We start from the raw sequence: 19,034 nt of genomic DNA, 5'->3' as shown, positions 1-19,034 counted from the left end.
GTCGAAACAAGGACTAGCCTTCACTAAGGTGTGTTACTTGGATAGCTATAACATAAACTTTTGTTGTAAAGCACAAAAGTTTAGGCCTTCAATCAAGGAGCTAACACCTTCTAAGCTTTCATCCTCAAACTTAACACCATACTTATAATAGCGCCCTATTTTTGAGACATTTTTCACCACGGCTTTCAATGTTTCCTCTATGACTGGAACATCTTTGTTTGAACTGCACATACTAAGGTGAACCAAAGACCCGATCCGATAATTGGCTTTATCTCTATCAACCACAATCAAACAGCCTTGTTGAGAAATATCCCTAATTTGACATGGATATTTTTTATCTTCTGGATCTAAAACACCGTTGAGATTGATTTCTAAACGGACACTCTCGCGCAATCCAACCACAACCTGAGTGGAAGCAGGTAGTGTAACTAAAAGTATATCGGTATCCCCTCCACTTAACACATATTCAATTTTGGTCTTAAAGTACACCCGAGCCCCTTCTCCTTTGGGTGAAATAACACAAGCCTGAAGAGGATAACCTTGACGCATGTAAACTAATTTCTCTTGAGGTGACACTGTTGGCATCTCAAGCAATAGAATGCTTTTTGAATGCAGACCTATGTATTTCGTGCGACATTTAAGAAACTTGCCAGTGGGAGTAGAAATAACGCAGGCAACATCACAAAGTGGCATAACCGTATCAAAAGCATCTTCGCCATGTCGAATCGTACTTGCCGTTTCTGTAGGGCCACTCTTGCTACTTTCTTCATGCTCGACATTTGAAGAACTGCTTTGAAGGTTATCTTCAGAACTTAATTGCTGTTTGGTATCCGTTTGATTTTTCGCTGCAACGCCCAAAGCCAAGCCCTCTCTTATATTGGTTTATTCTCTAAACCTTAGTATGAACTCATACTTATATGAGAATATAAGACACGACTCAGCTCACAATTTCATCAACTATCGATGTAAACCAGCATGAAGACCACACTCCAACTTTGTAAAACAATTCTGCAAAACACACCCAAAGTCTCATTTTTAAGCGAAAAACTCCAACGCTAAGCAAACATAAGCAACCTAGCGCCTATAGTTTTGTGTAGTTCTGTGAAAATACTATGATCTGGAAAATGGAGATTAATGATGTCACTACGTCTCAGGTTCATACTCGCCATATTGGGAGCAATCACCCTCTCCCTTGTTGCAAGCACATCCATTAGTACTTATCTATCGACGGAAGAAATGCGCTCTGTCTTGCTCAAACAAAGTCGAGACAAATTGACCGCCAAAAAAGAGCTGGTTCGAGCCGAAGTGGAGAACTATTTCTCCGATATCGAAGGGCAAATCACCTCCATGGCCAACAACATCGCAACCAGAGAAGCCGCGGTTGACTTTACGCAAGCTTTCCTAGCGTATGAACCTATCAGGCGAGTCAGTTCCTCAGAAGTACAATCGAAAGTTAAAAACTACTACCTGAAAGAGTTTGCTGTTCAATATGATCAACTCAACCAAGATAAGGTCAATGTTCCAGATATGTTTTCTGGTTTATCTAGTTTGACTTATAACATGCAATTCGACTTTATTGCTAATAACCCGCATCCACTCGGTAACAAAGATAAGCTCACCGAATTAAATAACACGTCAATATACGCAAGAGAGCATGAGCGTTTTCATGACTCTTTCCGCCAATTTCTCCAAACATTTGGCTACTATGATATTTTCATTGTCGAGCCAGAAAGTGGTCATATAGTCTACAGCGTCTATAAAGAACTCGATTTTGCGACCAGTTTAAAAACGGGTCCGTATTCTAATTCCGGCATTGGGCAAGCATTCCAAAAAGCATTATCTCTAGATAAAGGAGAAGTATACCTTACTGACTTTGCCCCTTATCTACCCTCCTACAATGCACCAGCAAGCTTTATGTCCACTCCGATCGTCGATAAGGGTAATCTCGTTGGCATACTCATCTTTCAAATGCCCGTTGATAAGATTAACAATATTATGACTCAAGATGGCCAGTGGCAAAGTAGAGGGTTCGGAAACTCAGGAGAAATTTATCTTGTGGGCTCTGATGGTACGTTAAGAAATGAGAGTCGGTTCTTGGTGGAAGACAAAAGCGCATACCTTGAAACCATTAGAAGAAAAGGGATTAGCGCCGCCAGAGATATCGAACTTAAAAACACCAGTATCTCTTTACAGCCGGTCAATACTCCGGGAGTCACTGAAGCATTAAGAGGCATCAATAGCTTTGATATTTTCGAGGACTATCGAGGGGTTCCTGTACTCTCTGCTTATGGACCAGTCAAAGTGCCCAATCAAGTGTGGGCAATCATGTCGGAAATTGACGAAGAAGAAGCTTTTGCACCTAAAGAAGCCTTAGGTAATTACATTGCTTCAGCCGGCGCTGCAACAACTCTTATTATGGTTATCATTTTTGGTGGGCTGTCTGTTCTTTTGGTTAACTACTTACTCCAACCACTTTACGTGTTGAAGCGCCAATTCAATGAATTAAACTCTGAAGACGCGAATTTAAATACTCGATTAAAGATGTCCAACATTCCCGAATTTGATTCAGTGACACGGAGTGTGAATACCTTTATTGAACAGATAAAAGTTATCATAGACTCGGTGAAAGCCAGTACCAATGTGATCACTCACTCAAGTAAGCAGCTCAGCAAGATCACTGATAATTCATATAAAGCAGCGGAAGATCAAACCAAACAAGCAAGTAGTGTTACCGAATCCATGATGCAATTTAATGAAGCGTTACTTGAAGTTTCACAAAGCAGTGCAGCAGCATCCGACTACACCCACCAATGCAGAGAAAACGCATTACTCAACGCAGAACAAGCCCAGCAGGCAGCGCAGCTTGTTGAACGTACTGGGCAAGAAGTGCAATCTTCTGCAGAAGCACTTTCAGAGTTGCAAGATGAAGTGCAAAAAATAAACAGTGTTTTGAAGATTATTACAGGTATTGCAGAGCAAACCAATTTGCTTGCTTTAAACGCAGCTATTGAAGCAGCTCGAGCAGGAGAAAGCGGACGTGGCTTTGCCGTTGTGGCTGATGAAGTACGTCAACTTGCCACAAAAACCCAGAACAGCACCATCGATATCCAAAGTAATATATCTCGTTTATCAGAAGTGACACTATCAACTGTCCACTCTATGGAACGCAGTAATCTCTCTGCCCAAGAAGGCATTAAGCTGGTGAGCGATGTAAGCAGCAATCTACGTGATTTAAGCTCAAAAATTGACGAACTAGCGACGATTAATGCTACCGTTGCTGCAGCGACTGAAGAACAAAAAGTCAGTTGTGACGAGATCAATAGAAACATATCAAACGTTAAGTATTCTTCTGGCGATCTTAGAAATGCATCGGAAGAAATTGATTGCGCTGCGCTTGGCCTTGCAGAGGTCTCAGGTAGTTTACAAGACTTAGTCAACCGCTTTAAAGTCGCTTAATTTCTTACGAGATACAATAGGAAGGCTCACTTTTTAAGTGAGCCTTTTCAATTCCCAAGTATTCTATTGAATTGCTATTTATGAGCTAAAGTCATTAATCCAATTATTAGCTTTATCTAAACACGTCATTATGGTCTTATCATCAAGCATGGTTTTGGACTGCAAGATTTCTAACGCTTTCCAATCCGACATTTCGATAGCCTCAGCAATACCCAATAGATCTCCTAAGGTCCCTTGTCTATGAACCAGCGCAGCAACAAGAGAATCGGAAAGTGTTAATGAAGCCAGTACATCTTTTAACGCCATATCGAGTAAACCTTCGATCAAAGATAGCATGCCACATAAGTACGCTGACTCAGAGGCAGACGCATCATTAACATTTTGTGCCAGTCCTTCCATAAACTTGGCTCGCATCAATAGATTTCTTAGTAATATCGAGGGTTTGCTTGGCGAAAGCGCAGAGGCCATGGAATAGGTCACGTACTTGCGTACCCTATCGCCGCCGAGATAAGAAAGCGCTTGCTGAGTGCTTTCTATCCGTGTACTTACTCGTGAATCACTGTTTACAAAATTAAGTAGCTGAACGGAAAGTGCAGGATTGCGCTCAACGATTTGATTAACCTTTACAATATCGATATCTTTTTTAGCAACTAAAGCCGAGAGTTTAAATATGTCCATTGCAGAGGCGGTGAGCTTTTGGGTTTTAATTACCTCAGGCTTTTGATAAAAATAGCCCTGAAACAAATCAAAACCACATTTTTGCGCTTGAACAAACTCTTTATGGTCTTCAACTTTTTCGGCAATAAACTGGATATCCGTATTTTTGAAATCTCGAATAATACTCGCACATTGATTAAAAGATAATTCTCTGACATCGAGCTTGATAAAGTCAATTAAAGGGTAGAAACGATCCCACTCGGGAGCGGGAACAAAATCATCAAGTGCCACTAAATAATCTTTTTGCTTTAGATCGACAATAGCATCATATAAGTCTTGAGTTGCCGAGCATGTCTCCAATATTTCAACCACAATATCTTCGGGCGAAAAGTCACAAGGAACGCCTTCAATCAGATCAATGTATTCAAAGTTGACAAAGCCTCTTTTCTCACTGAGATTTCGTTTTTGTAGAGTCATGAACTGCTCCGATAGCAAACGCATCGTGGCTCTTTGCTCATAGGGGGTATTAAACGCGTTAGTATCGCCTTCTCGGTACAAAAGTTCAAAGGCAAACAATTCTTTGTTTTTGTCGATGATAGGCTGCCTCGCCACAACCGACACCTTGGTAGGTCGAGTATTCTTAGTTATCTGATTCATAATATTACCTGACGCTGGTTAACAGATGTCATACAAACATCTCTTTCACTGGGTTCTGTTGAACCATAATTGTTATACCGAAAGTGTAGACGAGGTTTAGCGCTTTCAATTAGTGGCAGTCGAAAACATCGAGCAACCCACAAACAGCCGAATGTAAAAAGTCAACCAAGATAAAGAAAACTGTCTAGTGATGCATAGACATGTTTATTCAATCTCATATTATTCGGCGATTGAGTTGCTTTCATAGTCACAAGACGTAAAATTGCGCCATCCCATCACACAAGGATACTGTAAGTGAAAGCCATTAAGCGTCATCAAGAAATCATAGAGCTGGTGCAAACACAAGGTTTTGTAAGTACAGATGAATTGGTTGAGCGTTTCAGCGTCAGCCCACAAACCATACGCCGAGATCTTAACGAATTAGCTGATGATAATAAGATTCGTCGCAATCACGGTGGTGCCACCATCACATCAAGTGCCGAGAACTCCTCTTATCAAACTCGCCAAATCGCTTATCAAAAAGAGAAGTCACAAATTGCTTTAGAACTTGCAAAACATATTCCTGACGGCGCTACCTTGTTTATTGATATTGGAACCACCCCCGAAGCCATAGCGCGGGCTTTACTCAGTAATCACCACCATCTACGTGTGGTTACAAATAATATCAATGTCGCGACAATCCTGATGTCCAAGCCTGATTTTAAAGTCATACTTGCTGGTGGAGAAGTGCGCGGAAAAGATGGCGGTGTAACAGGTGAAGCAACCCTTGATTTTATCTCACAATTTAGACTCGACTTTGGTATTTTAGGGATCTCAGGAATTGATTATGATGGCTCCCTACTCGACTTCGATTATCACGAAGTACGAGTGAAAAGAGCCATTATTGAAAACAGCCGCTCAGTATTACTCGGTGTCGATCACAGTAAGTTTGGCCGTAACGCAATGGTGAAGCTAGGTACTATCGCCGATGTTGATCTCATCATCACAGACAGAAAAGCGCCCAAAGAAATTGAAAGCTTCGCCAAAGATAATGACACAATATTACAAGTCGTCACATAAACACTAAAAAGGTAGAACGCTTCAGAGCGCTCTACCCAGCTTATGTCCAAAACTAGCTAGAAACGTCGATATCCGTCTCAGGCACACAGCAGCATGCGAGTGCAATACCCATATTTCGCTCAGAATCTTGCAAGCCCGGAACATCAGGCTGATGAACCTTACCTGACTGAATCGTCACTTTACACGCACCACACAAGCCAGCTCGGCAACTGTTTGCAATACTTACTCCAGCCTCTTCTGCTTGATCTAACAGCGGCTTTTGGTTGTCGCCAGTAAAAACATGCCCGTTAACACTGAGTTGAAGCGATTTTAATGGCTTCGCGCTTATGTTCGAGACACCAAACGCCTCTTGGTGATAGCAGTCTTCGGGTAACCCCTTTTTCAGCAACAAGCTTTTCGCCTTTTGCATAAATTCATCTGGGCCACAGACAAAGACCTGTTTTTTCTCCACATCTTTGATCTGTTTGAGGTGTGATAGGGTCAAACGCCCCTTTAAACCAAACCAATCAACAGGAGGTTGCGATAAAGAAATTAACAATCTCAGGCCCGGATGCTTCTGTTTTAATTCATCGAGTTCCTCTTTGTATGGAATATCCTCGACGCTTCGGCACTGATGATAAAAGAATACATCGTCCGCTTGATCGTTATCAGACAAATATCTGAGCATCGAAAGCATCGGTGTCACACCACTTCCCGCAGACAAGAGAAGAATTGGCTTATTGCACTGCTCATCCAGATAAAAGCTGCCCTGTGGATATTCACACACCAAAGCATCGCCAACATTCAAATGCTCATGGAGCCAGTTTGATACTCGACCTTCGTCAATACGTTTTACCGAGATTGCTAGTCGACCAGGCCTTGATGGACTGGAAGATAGCGTATAACGCCTTGCAACCTTCTCGTCACCGATTTGAATCGAAATCGGTAGGTGTTGCCCTGGCAAATACTTAGGCACTATGCCAGATTGAGGCTCCAACCAAAAGGTAATGAAGTCTCTTGCCAAAGGTTCTTTTTCAACACAAGTCATCTTTAACTGAGTTGGCAAGTTGTCTGGATAGAATTCTTTTTCCTTATACTCGAGGACTTCAACTCGATCACCTTGGCGAATCATACCCTCATTTTTTGCAACAAGGTTTTGCCCAAAAAACACACCACCTCGCTCATTCGCTCTAAATTGAGACAAGGTTTTAAGCGGCTCTTTGGTCTCGCGAAGTTTACCTGTACTCACATCGACGGTGGTCATAATGCAACGTTCACAAGGCTTTACAGACTCAAATTCCACTTCACCAATGCGAATACGCTTCCAGCTGTCCTCTTCAAATGGCTCGGTTGTTGACACAATGAGATTGGAACGAAACTGATCCATTGAATGTTGCTGAGGACTACGGCGATTAAGTTCGTCAAGCGATCCTTGCCCTATCACAAGCATGGGGTACCCGTCGGCAAAACTCACATTATGCCCTACTTTTTCACGTATTCGGTTTGATTGTTCACCACTAAAAAGCAGTTCGACTCTTAAATTCAGTACATCGCTAAACCAATCGTCAGCTTCATCTGTGGTTGTATAAGCCGCAAAGTTATCTTTCCAGACTTGAGCTGGCGTCTCTTGCATTTTAAAGTCAGCATATCGAAGTTTAAGCGGAGACTTGCCCTCGGCAACAAAAATTAAGCCATCGGCGGTTAAGCTCGATTGAATGGTGACCATCTGAGGGTATTTACGTGCTGTGATCATGGAGCCATCAGCTAAGGCCAACATAAAACGGCGATCAAACATAAGGCCCTGCTTTTCCACCCAGCAGTTAGACTGAGTAATGCCACCTAATGACTTAACTGGATACACATTGATTTGACAAAGGCTTGGTGCTGACATGCTATCCCTAATAGTTTTCATTATTTTTGCTATTATACCTAACTCTTGTTGAAATTTTCATATCCGAGTAAATATTGATTAAAAATGTGGTTAAGGCGCAAAGCTCTTATTCCCTTTGACTCATAACGACAAAAATTAGATGCATTTAGCAGCACTTTGCTCTATCATCCTGTCGCCTAAACGTAAGCGTTTGCCTTCTCATTTTTCACGCTTGTTTAGGCTCCAATCCGACAACAAAAATTATGGTGGGAGCAACAATGACAACACTTACGATCACTCGACCCGATGACTGGCATGTTCACTTACGCGATGGTGATGTTTTACCTGATACAGTAAGAGATATAAGCCGATATAATGGCCGAGCTCTTATCATGCCAAATACTATCCCACCCGTCACTGATACTGAAATGGCGATGGCTTATCGAGATCGCATCATGGCTAACCAGCCCAGTGCTCATTTTGAGCCAGTAATGGCTTTGTATTTGACGGATAATACGTCGGTAGATGAAATTAAAAAGGCAAAAGCCAGCGGTAAAGTTGCAGCCGCAAAATTATACCCGGCCGGTGCGACAACCAATTCAGACTCGGGCGTTACTTCGGCAAAAAATATCTACCCCGTACTGGAAGCAATGCAAGAAGTCGGAATGCTGCTACTTGTACATGGCGAAGTCACCCATCACGATGTGGATATTTTTGACCGTGAGAAAGAATTTCTTGATACCGTTCTTGCTCCGATCGTAAACGACTTCCCAAACCTTAAAATAGTGCTTGAGCATATTACCACTGCTGATGCAGTAAACTTCGTCAATAACGCTAACGACAACCTTGCCGCAACTATTACGGCTCATCACCTTCTCTACAATCGTAACCACATGCTTGTGGGAGGGATTAAACCCCATTTCTACTGCCTGCCCATTTTAAAGCGCAATACCCACCAAGCTGCTCTCATTGGTGCAGCGACGAGTGGCAGTAAGAAGTTTTTCTTGGGAACGGACTCAGCTCCTCATGCTAAGGGAATGAAAGAAGCAGCGTGCGGCTGTGCAGGCTCTTACACTGCCCATGCGGCACTAGAGCTATACGCAGAAGTGTTTGAACAAGAAGGTAAGTTAGAAAACTTGGAAGCTTTTGCAAGCCACAATGGGCCAGATTTCTATGGCCTTGCTAGAAACTCAGATACGGTAACACTAACGAAAGAAGAGTGGCATGTCCCAGAATCCATGCCGTTTGGGAATGATATCGTTGTACCAATTAGAGCCGGTGAAAAGATACGCTGGAAAGTCTCATAGACTCGAGCTTTATTGAATAAGGCCACTCATGAGTGGCCTTATTTTATCGTTTAGCTGAGCGCAGATTTCTTCGGCTTAAAAACAAACCAATCAATCAGACCAAATAGAACAAGAGCTAAACAAGCTAAAGGAAAGCACACAGCAACCAATACAAGGCCTGCAATGCCTACTTTCCACAGGCCATCGCTCTCAAAGTGCTTTGGTATCCCCATGCGAGTTTTTCCTGACGGTCTTCGGATCCACCACATCACTACCCCTGATAGTGATATCAAGAGAAAGACCAAACAAAACAGTACGTTTAATACTTTATTAATAATGCTCATGTCCCCTTGATGGAGAGACACACCAGCAGCCATCAATTTAGCCAACACACTGTAGTCATCCCAAGTAACATCGACTAAGACATCACCTGTGTATTGATCGATATGCGTGGTTTTATCCAAGCGTGGGTCAGTAATGTCCCCACCCATTGAATTTGCCGCGAGTGTAAAAACACCTTTTTCAGATTGAGGGAGAAACACCTTGTATTGCGTAAACCCAAGCTTTTTCGCCTGCTCGATTACGGAATCAATATTGATTGTGTGCTCGCTAATCGTGAAGTTCGTTTTTCCAGCGTGGGTTGTTGCACCATGAATATGTCCGCTTGATTCGGGCAGTGCCGCTTGTTCAAGGTTCCATGGTAATTCTTTTTCACTGCCATGGTTAAGATCAGCGTGAGTAAGATTAGACTCAGGTTTATCGCCCCAAGTGTAATAGACAGGAAAAGTATTCCAAGCCTGCACTAATTTTGCGCCCCATACACTCGTCCAAGCTAGACCGGATAGTAAAAAGAACAATAGGACAAACGAAAACAAAGCGGCAAAGTTTGCATGTAAATCTCTCATCAACAGGCGCATATTTGAGAGCCTAATTTTAAACAAGCCCGCTTTACTGGCATTGTCTCTCGGCCACCACAAATATACACCTGTCATAATCAGTAATATGCTCAGGCTCGCCGCTATCTCAATCAAATAATCCCCCCATTGTCCCATGAGCAAGGTACCATGAATATCATTAGCTAGCTGATACCAGCTATCACTACGATCAATTTCACCGATTACCTCACCTGTGTACTGGTTTGTCGTCACCAGAACCGAGCGACCATCAGCTAAACGAACATCGAATTTATTTGCCAAACTGGGGTCTTTGGAGGGGATGTATTGGGTGACTTTCCCGAGAGGGTAAGCCTTTTGTACTTTGTCTAATTGGAGAGAGACAGGAAGTGCAGCAGATTCAGGCACAACAGTCAGTTCATCGTGATACCTAATCGATTCGATTTCATCATCAAATAACATGACTAATCCAGTTAGACTGAGCATGATCATGAAAGGAATAACATATAAACCTGCATAAAAATGCCAGCGCCAGACCATAAAATATCTTGATTTAACTTGAGTTCTGTCCGTAGTAGGACATGGTGCTTCCTTAGGTGAAGTCTGAATTTGACTACCCAACATGGTACTTTCCTTTTTTTGACGCGCAGACAAGAGCATCAGTCAAAGCCAAGTACTTTGCCTACGCTGCGTTTACTTTAAATTTATGATTTTCTGTATTAAAAAAAGGAAGGTGGTGGTGCTCTGGCAAAAGCTAATTGGTAGCTTATGCTAGGGGCTAAAAAAGCATAATACTCACTGATTACATAAGTAATACGTGTTACGTAAGATGGGGTTGGAAGCGTGTCTTGGTGAAAACAAGAGAAGTGACCGAAGGGGCAAGCCTTACCATGCTGAGTTGTCGGCTTTCCTTCTTCAACCTGAACTAACTTAAAGCCATTAAGGGTACATAAGCTCGCCCATACTCCAGCATTGGGACCATGCGCATTGATGACAGGCATCAATGCAATCAGTGCCCAGCTTAGGGCACTGATCGTTAGCATCAATCGGTTAAACTTCTTCCACCGAGGCATCATTACTCTTCAATTATTCAAAGGCCTTAATGCGTGAAAATTTCACACAATCATACAGATAGTGACTTTTACTCAGATAAAAATATGGCAATCACATCAGCCAAATATTTTGCTCCAAATACTAGGATTGCGTTTATCATGATATTCAACACGAAGTTCATCGACCTGACGTAGTGACTCTTGAGCCGAAGTGAGATCTCCTTCATCAAGCTGCGAATCAATCTGTTTTAGGGTTGTCGATAGCTTACTAAAACCTTCAACATAAGTATCAACTTTTTCTGGTGGGTATTTGCCTTTTTTGGCTTGCTCAACAAGCTGCAACATATTATCAATAGGTGCTTTCATACCATCGACACTTGTTGCCTGTGCAGCTTGCTTGAACTCAAGTTTCATTTGCTTCATGGTTGCTTTCAAGTCAACGTCTGATGCAAAAACCTGAATCGAAAACATGAGTGTTAAGGCAAAAATGATTTTTTTCATTTTAAATTCTTAGTCGGTTAAAGTGCAGAGTAATAGTGCACTTTACCAAACTAACGACCTTGTTGCTCGCTTATTACCTTGATCAATGGGAACGCTCTTTTCCATCCATCATCAAGCATATCAACAAAGTCTGGATGCGTATCAATCATTACTTTTAAGGTGACAGATTCTTGGTTAGGGATAATCTGGTAATGTTCCTTTGTTCCTATCCATTTCTGCGCCGTATCGCTATCAATATCTTTGACATTTTCCGGATTAGAAATTGCAACATGAGTATATTGAATTTCTCTGTTTGTATCTATTTTGTCAATGATGGCGCGAGTCCCCCCAAGATCTGGGTCGAAAAAGCAAATATTGCTGCCCTCTTTCCACTCTCCTTCGAATTGAGAATGCGGTGAGAAAGCCTTAGCCCATTGCTCATACAGCGCCTTTTCCGTTAATACTTGCCAAACAACCTCTGGGGTCGCCAATACTTCAACTTGATACGTCCGAGTTAACATCTCTTTGCTTCCAATTAAACTGTGTCAATAATAGTTATAGTCGATGTAGGCACAATTTAGTTTGAAAATCATCAAACTAGATGCCAAATGATGCCGTAACTCATCTTTCCTTTTGCATGATTTATATATTGGTCGATACTTATGGAGAAGCCATTAAGCGACATATAAATGAAGAAACGACATTATTCTCTGAGTATTCACATCACGAGCTTATTTCTGGTGCTAACGACTTTGGTTGGCATTATTCTTATTGGTATTAGTTATCATCACTCACAAGAACTTTTAGCTGTGAGTGCCAAAGAATTAAGTAATGAAAATAGTCGCAAGCTCGAATCGACCTTCAAAGTACGTGCCGGTCCCATTTTAACGACCCTCGATTTTATGGCGTTAAGCGCCGTCATTAAAGAGCGTACACCGCCAGTTAAGGCAAAACGTTTCTTAGCTTCAGCCAATTTAATATTTGAAAGAAATCAAGGCCTTGTTGCTCTATTCTATGGCAACGAACACGGCGAATTTTTTATGCTTCGCCCACTGCATGACGAATCGTCACGAGAACGCTTTGAAGCGCCCCCTAACGCAAGGCTCATGATCAATTTCACCAAGGCAGAAGGGTTAAATGAATTTCACTATTTAGATCATGATTACAATCGTGTTGGATACAAAAAAACCAATGACAACAATTTCGATCCTCGTGTACGACCTTGGTACATCAACGCAGATGCCGACGGAGAAATACGTCTTACCGAGCCCTATTTTTTCTATTTTTTGAAGACAAACGGCGTGACATTGTCACGCAGGTCAGCTGACGGTCAAGAAGTGGTGGCAGCAGACTTCACACTTTCGTCACTCTCGGATCAAATCGCTGAACTTAGTTTGTCCAAAACCACTCAGGTGGCTTTGTTTGACACCCAGTTCAGACTCTTGGCACAGCACCAATCCAATATAAATTTGGACCAAGAGATAGAGTCCGTGCAACAAGCGGTCAAAAACAGCTTGTTTGAACCAATTTTAAATCGACACAGCACAGAAACTTTGTATGAAGTTATTGAAAGAGATGGCAACACTTGGTCAGTCACTTTAACCCCAGTGTGGTTAAACGAACATGTCCGACTTCTACTTGCAGAAGCTATCCCACAAGACGAGTTGCTCGGTGATTTACTGTCAATGCGAAACAGGCAAATTAGTGTGGCCGTAACCATGCTAGTGGTAAGTTTTCTAACCGTTTGGTTTGTTGCCACTAAATTATCCACACCGCTGCACAACCTAGTCCAACTGACCGACAATATTGCTCGTTTTGATTTCAAAAAGACACGCTACCCAAAAAGTTTAATTCGCGAGGTATCTAACTTAACCGAGTCGATAGAATTAATGGAGCACACGCTGCACGATCTCCTGAGATTATTGCGTGAGACAGCCAGTAACAAAGATTTCTCTATTTTGGCTAAAACCATCACTCATCAAAGCTATCTTGTTACACGTGCTGAAACTATCGTCCTTTTCTCTGTTAACGAAAAAGAACACAGTTTTGAGATCATCGCCAATCACGCCATCATACCGTTTAAAATTGATGTTAATGAATTTCTTAAAGACACCGCTTGGCTCGAAAAAGACTTACGACAAGGCGAAATAGTCCATTTGAATCGCAGTGATAACGCGCTTAAGAAATATATTGATGATTTTTATAACTCAGATGTCTACTTTTTCCCTTTGCTTAACAGAGAATCTCAATTGGTAGGGGTATTGCTTCTTGGGTATGAAAGAGCCATTACAAAAGAGCAAAGCGATAAACATGCTTTCCTAAAAGAGCTGCTGAGCTTTGCTGAAATCGCCAAAGAAAACATTCATCAAATGGAACAGCAAAAAGATATGATGAATGCATTTATCCAGCTTATCGCCTCAGCAATCGATACGAAATCACCGTATACGGGCAGTCATTGTCAACGCGTACCAGAACTGACCCAAATGTTAACCAAAGTCGCCCATAACGACCAAGGTTACTTTCCTCAGTTTTCAATGACAGACGATCAATGGGAAGAGCTCAAGCTCGCAGCTTGGCTTCACGACTGCGGAAAGGTAACCACACCGGAATACGTTATCGATAAAGCGACCAAACTTGAAACCATTTACGATCGTATCCATGAAGTAAGAATGCGATTTGAGTTACTTAAAGTTCAAGCAGAAGCCGACTATTGGCAAGGTATGTATAATGGCGGCGATGCCACTGCATTAAAGAAAACCCTAGAAGATACTCAATCTATGTTGGACAGTGAGTTCGAGTTTGTTGCTGAATGCAATATAGGTAGCGAGCAAATGGACGAAAGTGCCATTGTTCGGCTCAATCAAATTGCGCAAAAACAATGGAAAAGGACACTCGACGATCAAGCTGGCGTATCTTGGATAGAAAAGCAACGCGCGGGTGAGCGACAACCATTGCCCGTCATGGAACCAATACTGAGTGATAAGAAAGTCCATGAGATCCCTTGGACTAAGGGTGAAAGTCCACAAGATATCTGGACAGAGAAATTTGTACTCGAACCGGGCAAATTGAAATACCACCGTGGAGAGCTCTACAACCTATCGATTCGTTATGGAACCCTCAATGATGAAGAGCGTTTTATGATCAACGACCACATCATCCAAACACTGACGATGCTCGGCTGCCTTCCCTATCCTGAGCATCTTAAAAACATTCCTGAAATCGCAGGAGGACATCACGAGAGAATCGATGGTAAAGGCTATCCGAGGGGGCTCAACGAGGATGAACTCTCCATTCCAGCTCGTGTTATGGCGATCGCAGATGTATTCGAAGCATTAACGTCTAGCGATAGGCCGTATAAAAAGGCGAAAAATCTTGCCGAATCCCTCAACATAATGACCCATATGGCAACAACTGGGCATATTGATCCCAAGCTTTATCTGTTATTTTTAGAGCATGAAGTCGACCAAGACTATGCCAAAATGTTCTTAGACGCAGAACAAATCGTTCCTATCGACCGAGACAGTTATATTCAAACCGTTAAAGCACATCTAAAAACACAATTTTAGACGGCCACGCTCGATAACCAGCACTGATTTAACCCCTTTGTTTACTGTTAATGGGGATTCTTAAGTGGCAGAAAACACCAAATGTGCCAATAATCAGTCAATATTTAATCGATTGCTTTCACAAAGGTTGATGTCTAATCAATAGTCATGGACAATGTGCTGCCTTATTATGATTTATCTCGTGGCTCGAAATAATTCATTTCTAGCTATCAGACTAATAGGCATGACCAATTATCAATTTTGAATTGCCGTTGGTAGGGTTGGCTCTCTGAGTTCACTGTATGAACGACATATGATAACTACCTCGTTTCTAAGGGAAAGATGATGGTAATACCAGAAAACAGCAGCATCGTTATTTTTGGTGCTTCGGGAGACTTGACGTATCGTAAGTTGATCCCTGCTTTGTATCACCTTTATGCGAGTAAGCAGCTTCCAACAAACTTCGCCATACTTGGTGTCAGCCGCACTGAATACAGCGATGAGTCTTACCGCGAAAAACTGAAGCACTCTCTTCAGGAAATGGAAAAAACTGAACCTGCAACGCTCGATGCGTTTATAAACCATCTGCATTACCAAGCTATCAATACCTCAGATACCGCAGACTACAGTAAACTGGTAACCCGCCTCGACCAACTCTCTCAACAGTATCATTTCGAACAGCGCAATACGCTCTTTTATCTTGCGACGCCGCCAAGCTTATACAATGTCATTCCAGCAAGCCTTGCAGCGCATGGGCTAAACAAAGAAGAAGACGGCTGGAAGCGGTTAATCATCGAAAAGCCCTTTGGCTATGACCTTGAATCAGCACAAAAACTCGATAAAGAGATCCATGGGCATTTTGAAGAGCATCAAATCTATCGTATCGACCACTATTTGGGCAAAGAAACGGTTCAAAACCTGCTGGTCTTTCGTTTTTCAAACGCCATGTTCGAGCCTCTATGGAACCGCAACTTCATTGACTATGTCGAAATCACTGGGGCTGAATTTTTAGGTGTTGAAGAACGTGGCGGATATTACGACGGCTCAGGCGCAGTTCGTGATATGTTCCAAAATCACCTACTCCAAGTTCTTGCTATGGTAGGAATGGAGCCTCCTGCACAAATCAATGCCGATTCAATGCGAGACGAAGTCATAAAAGTGCTTCAGTGTCTCAAACCACTTGATGAACAAGCGCTAAGAAATGATTTAGTCCTTGGTCAATACACAGCATCAGATGTACGCGGTCAACACCTAGTCGGGTACCGCGAAGAAAATGGTGTCGCCGATGACTCTCGAACTGAGACTTATATTGGCCTCAAAGCCTACATCAATAATTGGCGTTGGAATGGCGTTCCTTTTTACGTTCGTACTGGAAAACGACTGCCGACCAGAGTCACAGAAGTGGTTATCCACTTCAAACAAACGCCTCATCCTGTTTTTGGCCAAAATGCACCAGAGAATAAGTTAGTTATTCGTATCCAGCCAGATGAAGGCATTCAGATAAGCTTTGGTCTTAAAGAGCCAGGCGCAGGATTCAAAGCCAAAGAAGTGGCGATGAACTTCCATTACGCAGATTTACCAGAAACACAAATGCTCACCGCCTATGAACGCCTTCTCCTTGATGCGCTTAATGGCGATGCAACTCTATTTGCTCGCAGCGATGCCGTCGAAGCATGTTGGCAATATGTCCAGCCGATTCTAGACTTCAAACAAGATCCACAGGCCCTATTTGGCTATGCATGTGGCACATGGGGTCCGAAAGAATCAGACGAGCTGCTAAAACGAGACAACAGAGCTTGGCGTTTCCCATGTAAGAATTTAACAGATACGGATTATTGTGAACTATGATCAACCATAAGATCTTCCAAACCGCGCAACAAGTAGTAGAGAGCTTAGCTGACGACCTAAAGGCGCTTAGCGAGCTCAATCGACCTGTGCACATTTCGCTGTCAGGCGGTAGCACACCCAAAATGTTATTTAAATTGCTGGCAACTCAAGCCTATGCAACATCGATCGAGTGGAAAAATCTTCATTTCTGGTGGGGCGATGAACGTTGTGTGGCACCTGAAGACAAAGAGAGTAATTTTGGCGAAGCGAATGCCCTACTCTTTAGCCAAGTAGATATACCGGCTGGCAATATTCATCGCATTCGTGGTGAGGAAAAACCAGAGCTCGAAGTCGAGCGATTTGCAAAGGAAATGGTTGAAGTCATACCAACCGAGAACGGCACGCCTGTTTTTGACTGGATCCTACTTGGTGTCGGCGCTGATGGTCACACTGCTTCCCTATTTCCAGGACAGACTGACTACCAAGAGGAAAAGCTATCTGTTTTAGCTTCTCACCCAGAGTCAGGCCAGATCCGCGTCTCTAAAACCGCTAAAGTTTTACAAGCGGCCAAGCGTATCAGCTACCTTGTACTTGGTGCTGGAAAAGTAGAGATCGTTCATGAGATTCATACCACTCCCGCAAACGAACTGCCCTATCCCGCAGCCAAAATCCAGTCGCAAACTGGAAAGACGGAGTGGTACCTAGATTCAGACGCAGCAGAAAAGATCGCGTAACGCGAGCGTCCATTAAAAATTGGAGAGAAATAATGAAAGGTGATATCGGTGTTATTGGTCTAGCGGTAATGGGCCAAAACCTTATCCTAAATATGAATGACCATGGCTTTAAAGTGGTGGCGCATAACCGTACTGCTGCAAAAGTAGATGAGTTCCTTCAAGGTCCAGCAAAAGGCACCAACATCGTCGGCGCATATTCCCTTGAGGAGTTGGTCGAAAAATTAGAAGCACCACGTAAAGTTATGCTTATGGTACGAGCCGGTGACGTCGTAGATAAGTTTATTGAAGCACTGGTTCCACTACTAGATAAAGGTGACATCATCATCGATGGTGGTAACACCAACTACCCAGATACCAACCGTCGTGTTGCAGCACTTCGTGAGAAAGGTATTCATTTTATCGGAACGGGTGTATCAGGCGGTGAAGAAGGCGCTCGTTTTGGACCTTCTATCATGCCAGGCGGCACACCAGAAGCTTGGGAAGCAGTAAAACCTATCTTCCAAGGAATCTCTGCAAAAACAGATGCAGGCGAGCCATGCTGTGATTGGGTCGGTAACGATGGTGCTGGTCACTTCGTTAAAATGGTTCACAACGGCATTGAATACGGCGACATGCAGCTGATCACCGAAGCTTATCAGTTTATGAAAGATGGTTTAGGTATGTCTGCTGATGAAATGCAAGCAGTATTTGCCGACTGGAATAAGACTGAGCTCGACAGCTACTTAGTTGAAATTACCGCAGATATTCTCGGCTACAAAGATGAAGATGGTGAAGCTCTAGTTGAGAAGATCCTCGACACTGCAGGTCAAAAAGGCACGGGCAAATGGACGGGTATCAACGCGCTTGATCTTGGTATCCCACTCACTCTTATCTCTGAGTCAGTATTCTCTCGCTGCCTGTCGGCACTGAAAGACCAACGCGTAAAAGCAGAGGAGCTGTTTGGTAAAACTATTGAACCGGTTCAAGGTGATAAGCAAGAATGGGTTGATGCACTTCGCCAAGCACTGCTTGCTTCTAAGATCATCTCTTACGCGCAAGGCTTCATGTTAATGCGCGAAGCATCCAATGAAAACGGCTGGGATTTGAACTACGGTAACGTAGCCCTAATGTGGCGTGGTGGCTGTATCATTCGTTCTGCATTCCTGGGTAATATTCGCGATGCATTCGAGAAAAATCCTGAGCTTGCATTCCTGGGCTCTGACGATTACTTCAAAGGCATTCTACAAAACAGCCTCACCGCTTGGCGTAAAGTTGCTGCCAAGTCTCTTGAAGCTGGTATCCCTATGCCATGTACAACGTCTGCCCTGACTTTCCTCGATGGTTATACCACTGCTCGTCTGCCTGCGAACTTACTTCAGGCGCAGCGTGACTACTTTGGCGCTCATACCTATGAGCGCATTGATCGCCAGCGCGGTGAGTTCTTCCACACTAACTGGACGGGAACTGGCGGTGATACAGCGTCAACCACTTACGACGTCTAATTAAGCATCTCAAAACAGCCAGTCATATAACTGGCTGTTTTTCTATTGAACTTTACCC

Annotated in this window: 14 protein-coding genes; 7 read left to right on the top strand and 7 right to left on the bottom strand. The window is 43.0% G+C overall.

Translation table 11 applies throughout. The features are described from left to right. Positions 1–45: 45 nt before the first annotated feature. Positions 46–864, bottom strand: a complete 819-nt coding sequence (locus MHN79_RS13010) for a PilZ domain-containing protein (protein WP_239173242.1) — start codon at positions 862–864, stop codon at positions 46–48. 270 nt (positions 865–1,134) lie between these two features. On the opposite strand from MHN79_RS13010, the gene MHN79_RS13005 reads away from it, so the two are divergent. Next, positions 1,135–3,456 (top strand): methyl-accepting chemotaxis protein, encoded by a 2,322-nt coding sequence (locus MHN79_RS13005; RefSeq protein WP_239173241.1) that lies wholly within the window; start codon positions 1,135–1,137, stop codon positions 3,454–3,456. Between the two features lie 78 nt (positions 3,457–3,534). Here MHN79_RS13005 and MHN79_RS13000 read toward each other — a convergent pair whose 3' ends face one another. Further along, positions 3,535–4,770: an HDOD domain-containing protein gene (locus MHN79_RS13000; protein ID WP_239173240.1), complete on the bottom strand. Its 1,236-nt coding sequence runs from the start codon at positions 4,768–4,770 to the stop codon at positions 3,535–3,537. A gap of 294 nt (positions 4,771–5,064) precedes the next feature. Here MHN79_RS13000 and MHN79_RS12995 point away from each other — a divergent pair, with 294 nt between their 5' ends. After that, positions 5,065–5,829, top strand: coding sequence for a DeoR/GlpR family transcriptional regulator (locus MHN79_RS12995; RefSeq protein ID WP_239173239.1), 765 nt, complete (start codon positions 5,065–5,067; stop codon positions 5,827–5,829). Between the two features lie 52 nt (positions 5,830–5,881). Here MHN79_RS12995 and MHN79_RS12990 read toward each other — a convergent pair whose 3' ends face one another. After that, positions 5,882–7,699, bottom strand: a complete 1,818-nt coding sequence (locus MHN79_RS12990) for a hybrid-cluster NAD(P)-dependent oxidoreductase (RefSeq protein WP_239173309.1) — start codon at positions 7,697–7,699, stop codon at positions 5,882–5,884. Positions 7,700–7,956: 257 nt separating this feature from the next. Between MHN79_RS12990 and pyrC the strand changes: the two genes are divergently transcribed. Continuing rightward, on the top strand, positions 7,957–8,985 hold the full coding sequence (gene pyrC, locus MHN79_RS12985; protein ID WP_239173238.1) for a dihydroorotase: 1,029 nt from the start codon (positions 7,957–7,959) through the stop codon (positions 8,983–8,985). 50 nt (positions 8,986–9,035) lie between these two features. Here the strand turns inward: pyrC and MHN79_RS12980 are convergent, their stop codons facing one another. From MHN79_RS12980 to MHN79_RS12965, 4 genes are all read right to left on the bottom strand, one after another. Next, entirely contained in the window at positions 9,036–10,397 is a 1,362-nt protein-coding gene (locus tag MHN79_RS12980) for a PepSY domain-containing protein (RefSeq protein ID WP_239173308.1), read from the bottom strand. A 179-nt stretch (positions 10,398–10,576) separates the two neighbouring features. Continuing rightward, positions 10,577–10,930 (bottom strand): hypothetical protein, encoded by a 354-nt coding sequence (locus MHN79_RS12975; protein WP_239173307.1) that lies wholly within the window; start codon positions 10,928–10,930, stop codon positions 10,577–10,579. A gap of 96 nt (positions 10,931–11,026) precedes the next feature. Next, positions 11,027–11,410 carry a cytochrome b562 gene (locus MHN79_RS12970; protein WP_239173237.1) on the bottom strand — a complete coding sequence of 128 codons (384 nt, stop codon included), beginning with the start codon at positions 11,408–11,410 and terminating at the stop codon, positions 11,027–11,029. Between the two features lie 50 nt (positions 11,411–11,460). Further along, a complete protein-coding gene (locus MHN79_RS12965; RefSeq protein WP_239173236.1) occupies positions 11,461–11,910 on the bottom strand; it encodes an SRPBCC domain-containing protein in 450 nt (149 codons plus the stop codon). A 168-nt stretch (positions 11,911–12,078) separates the two neighbouring features. Here MHN79_RS12965 and MHN79_RS12960 point away from each other — a divergent pair, with 168 nt between their 5' ends. From MHN79_RS12960 to gnd, 4 genes are all read left to right on the top strand, one after another. Further along, positions 12,079–14,955, top strand: a complete 2,877-nt coding sequence (locus tag MHN79_RS12960; RefSeq protein ID WP_239173235.1) for an HD domain-containing phosphohydrolase — start codon at positions 12,079–12,081, stop codon at positions 14,953–14,955. Between the two features lie 324 nt (positions 14,956–15,279). Further along, positions 15,280–16,782, top strand: coding sequence for a glucose-6-phosphate dehydrogenase (gene zwf / locus MHN79_RS12955; protein WP_239173306.1), 1,503 nt, complete (start codon positions 15,280–15,282; stop codon positions 16,780–16,782). Next, positions 16,779–17,495: a 6-phosphogluconolactonase gene (gene pgl, locus MHN79_RS12950; RefSeq protein ID WP_239173234.1), complete on the top strand. Its 717-nt coding sequence runs from the start codon at positions 16,779–16,781 to the stop codon at positions 17,493–17,495. Before zwf ends, pgl begins: the two co-directional genes overlap by 4 nt. Positions 17,496–17,527: 32 nt before the next feature. Beyond that, positions 17,528–18,976, top strand: coding sequence for a decarboxylating NADP(+)-dependent phosphogluconate dehydrogenase (gnd, locus tag MHN79_RS12945; RefSeq protein ID WP_239173233.1), 1,449 nt, complete (start codon positions 17,528–17,530; stop codon positions 18,974–18,976). Positions 18,977–19,034 lie beyond the last annotated feature (58 nt).

Origin of the sequence: Vibrio sp. Of14-4, assembly GCF_022347625.1 — a bacterium.
Lineage (GTDB): Bacteria > Pseudomonadota > Gammaproteobacteria > Enterobacterales > Vibrionaceae > Vibrio > Vibrio pristinus.
The sequence above is the reverse complement of the archived record's forward strand: the minus strand, read 5'-3'. Positions and strand labels throughout refer to the sequence as shown.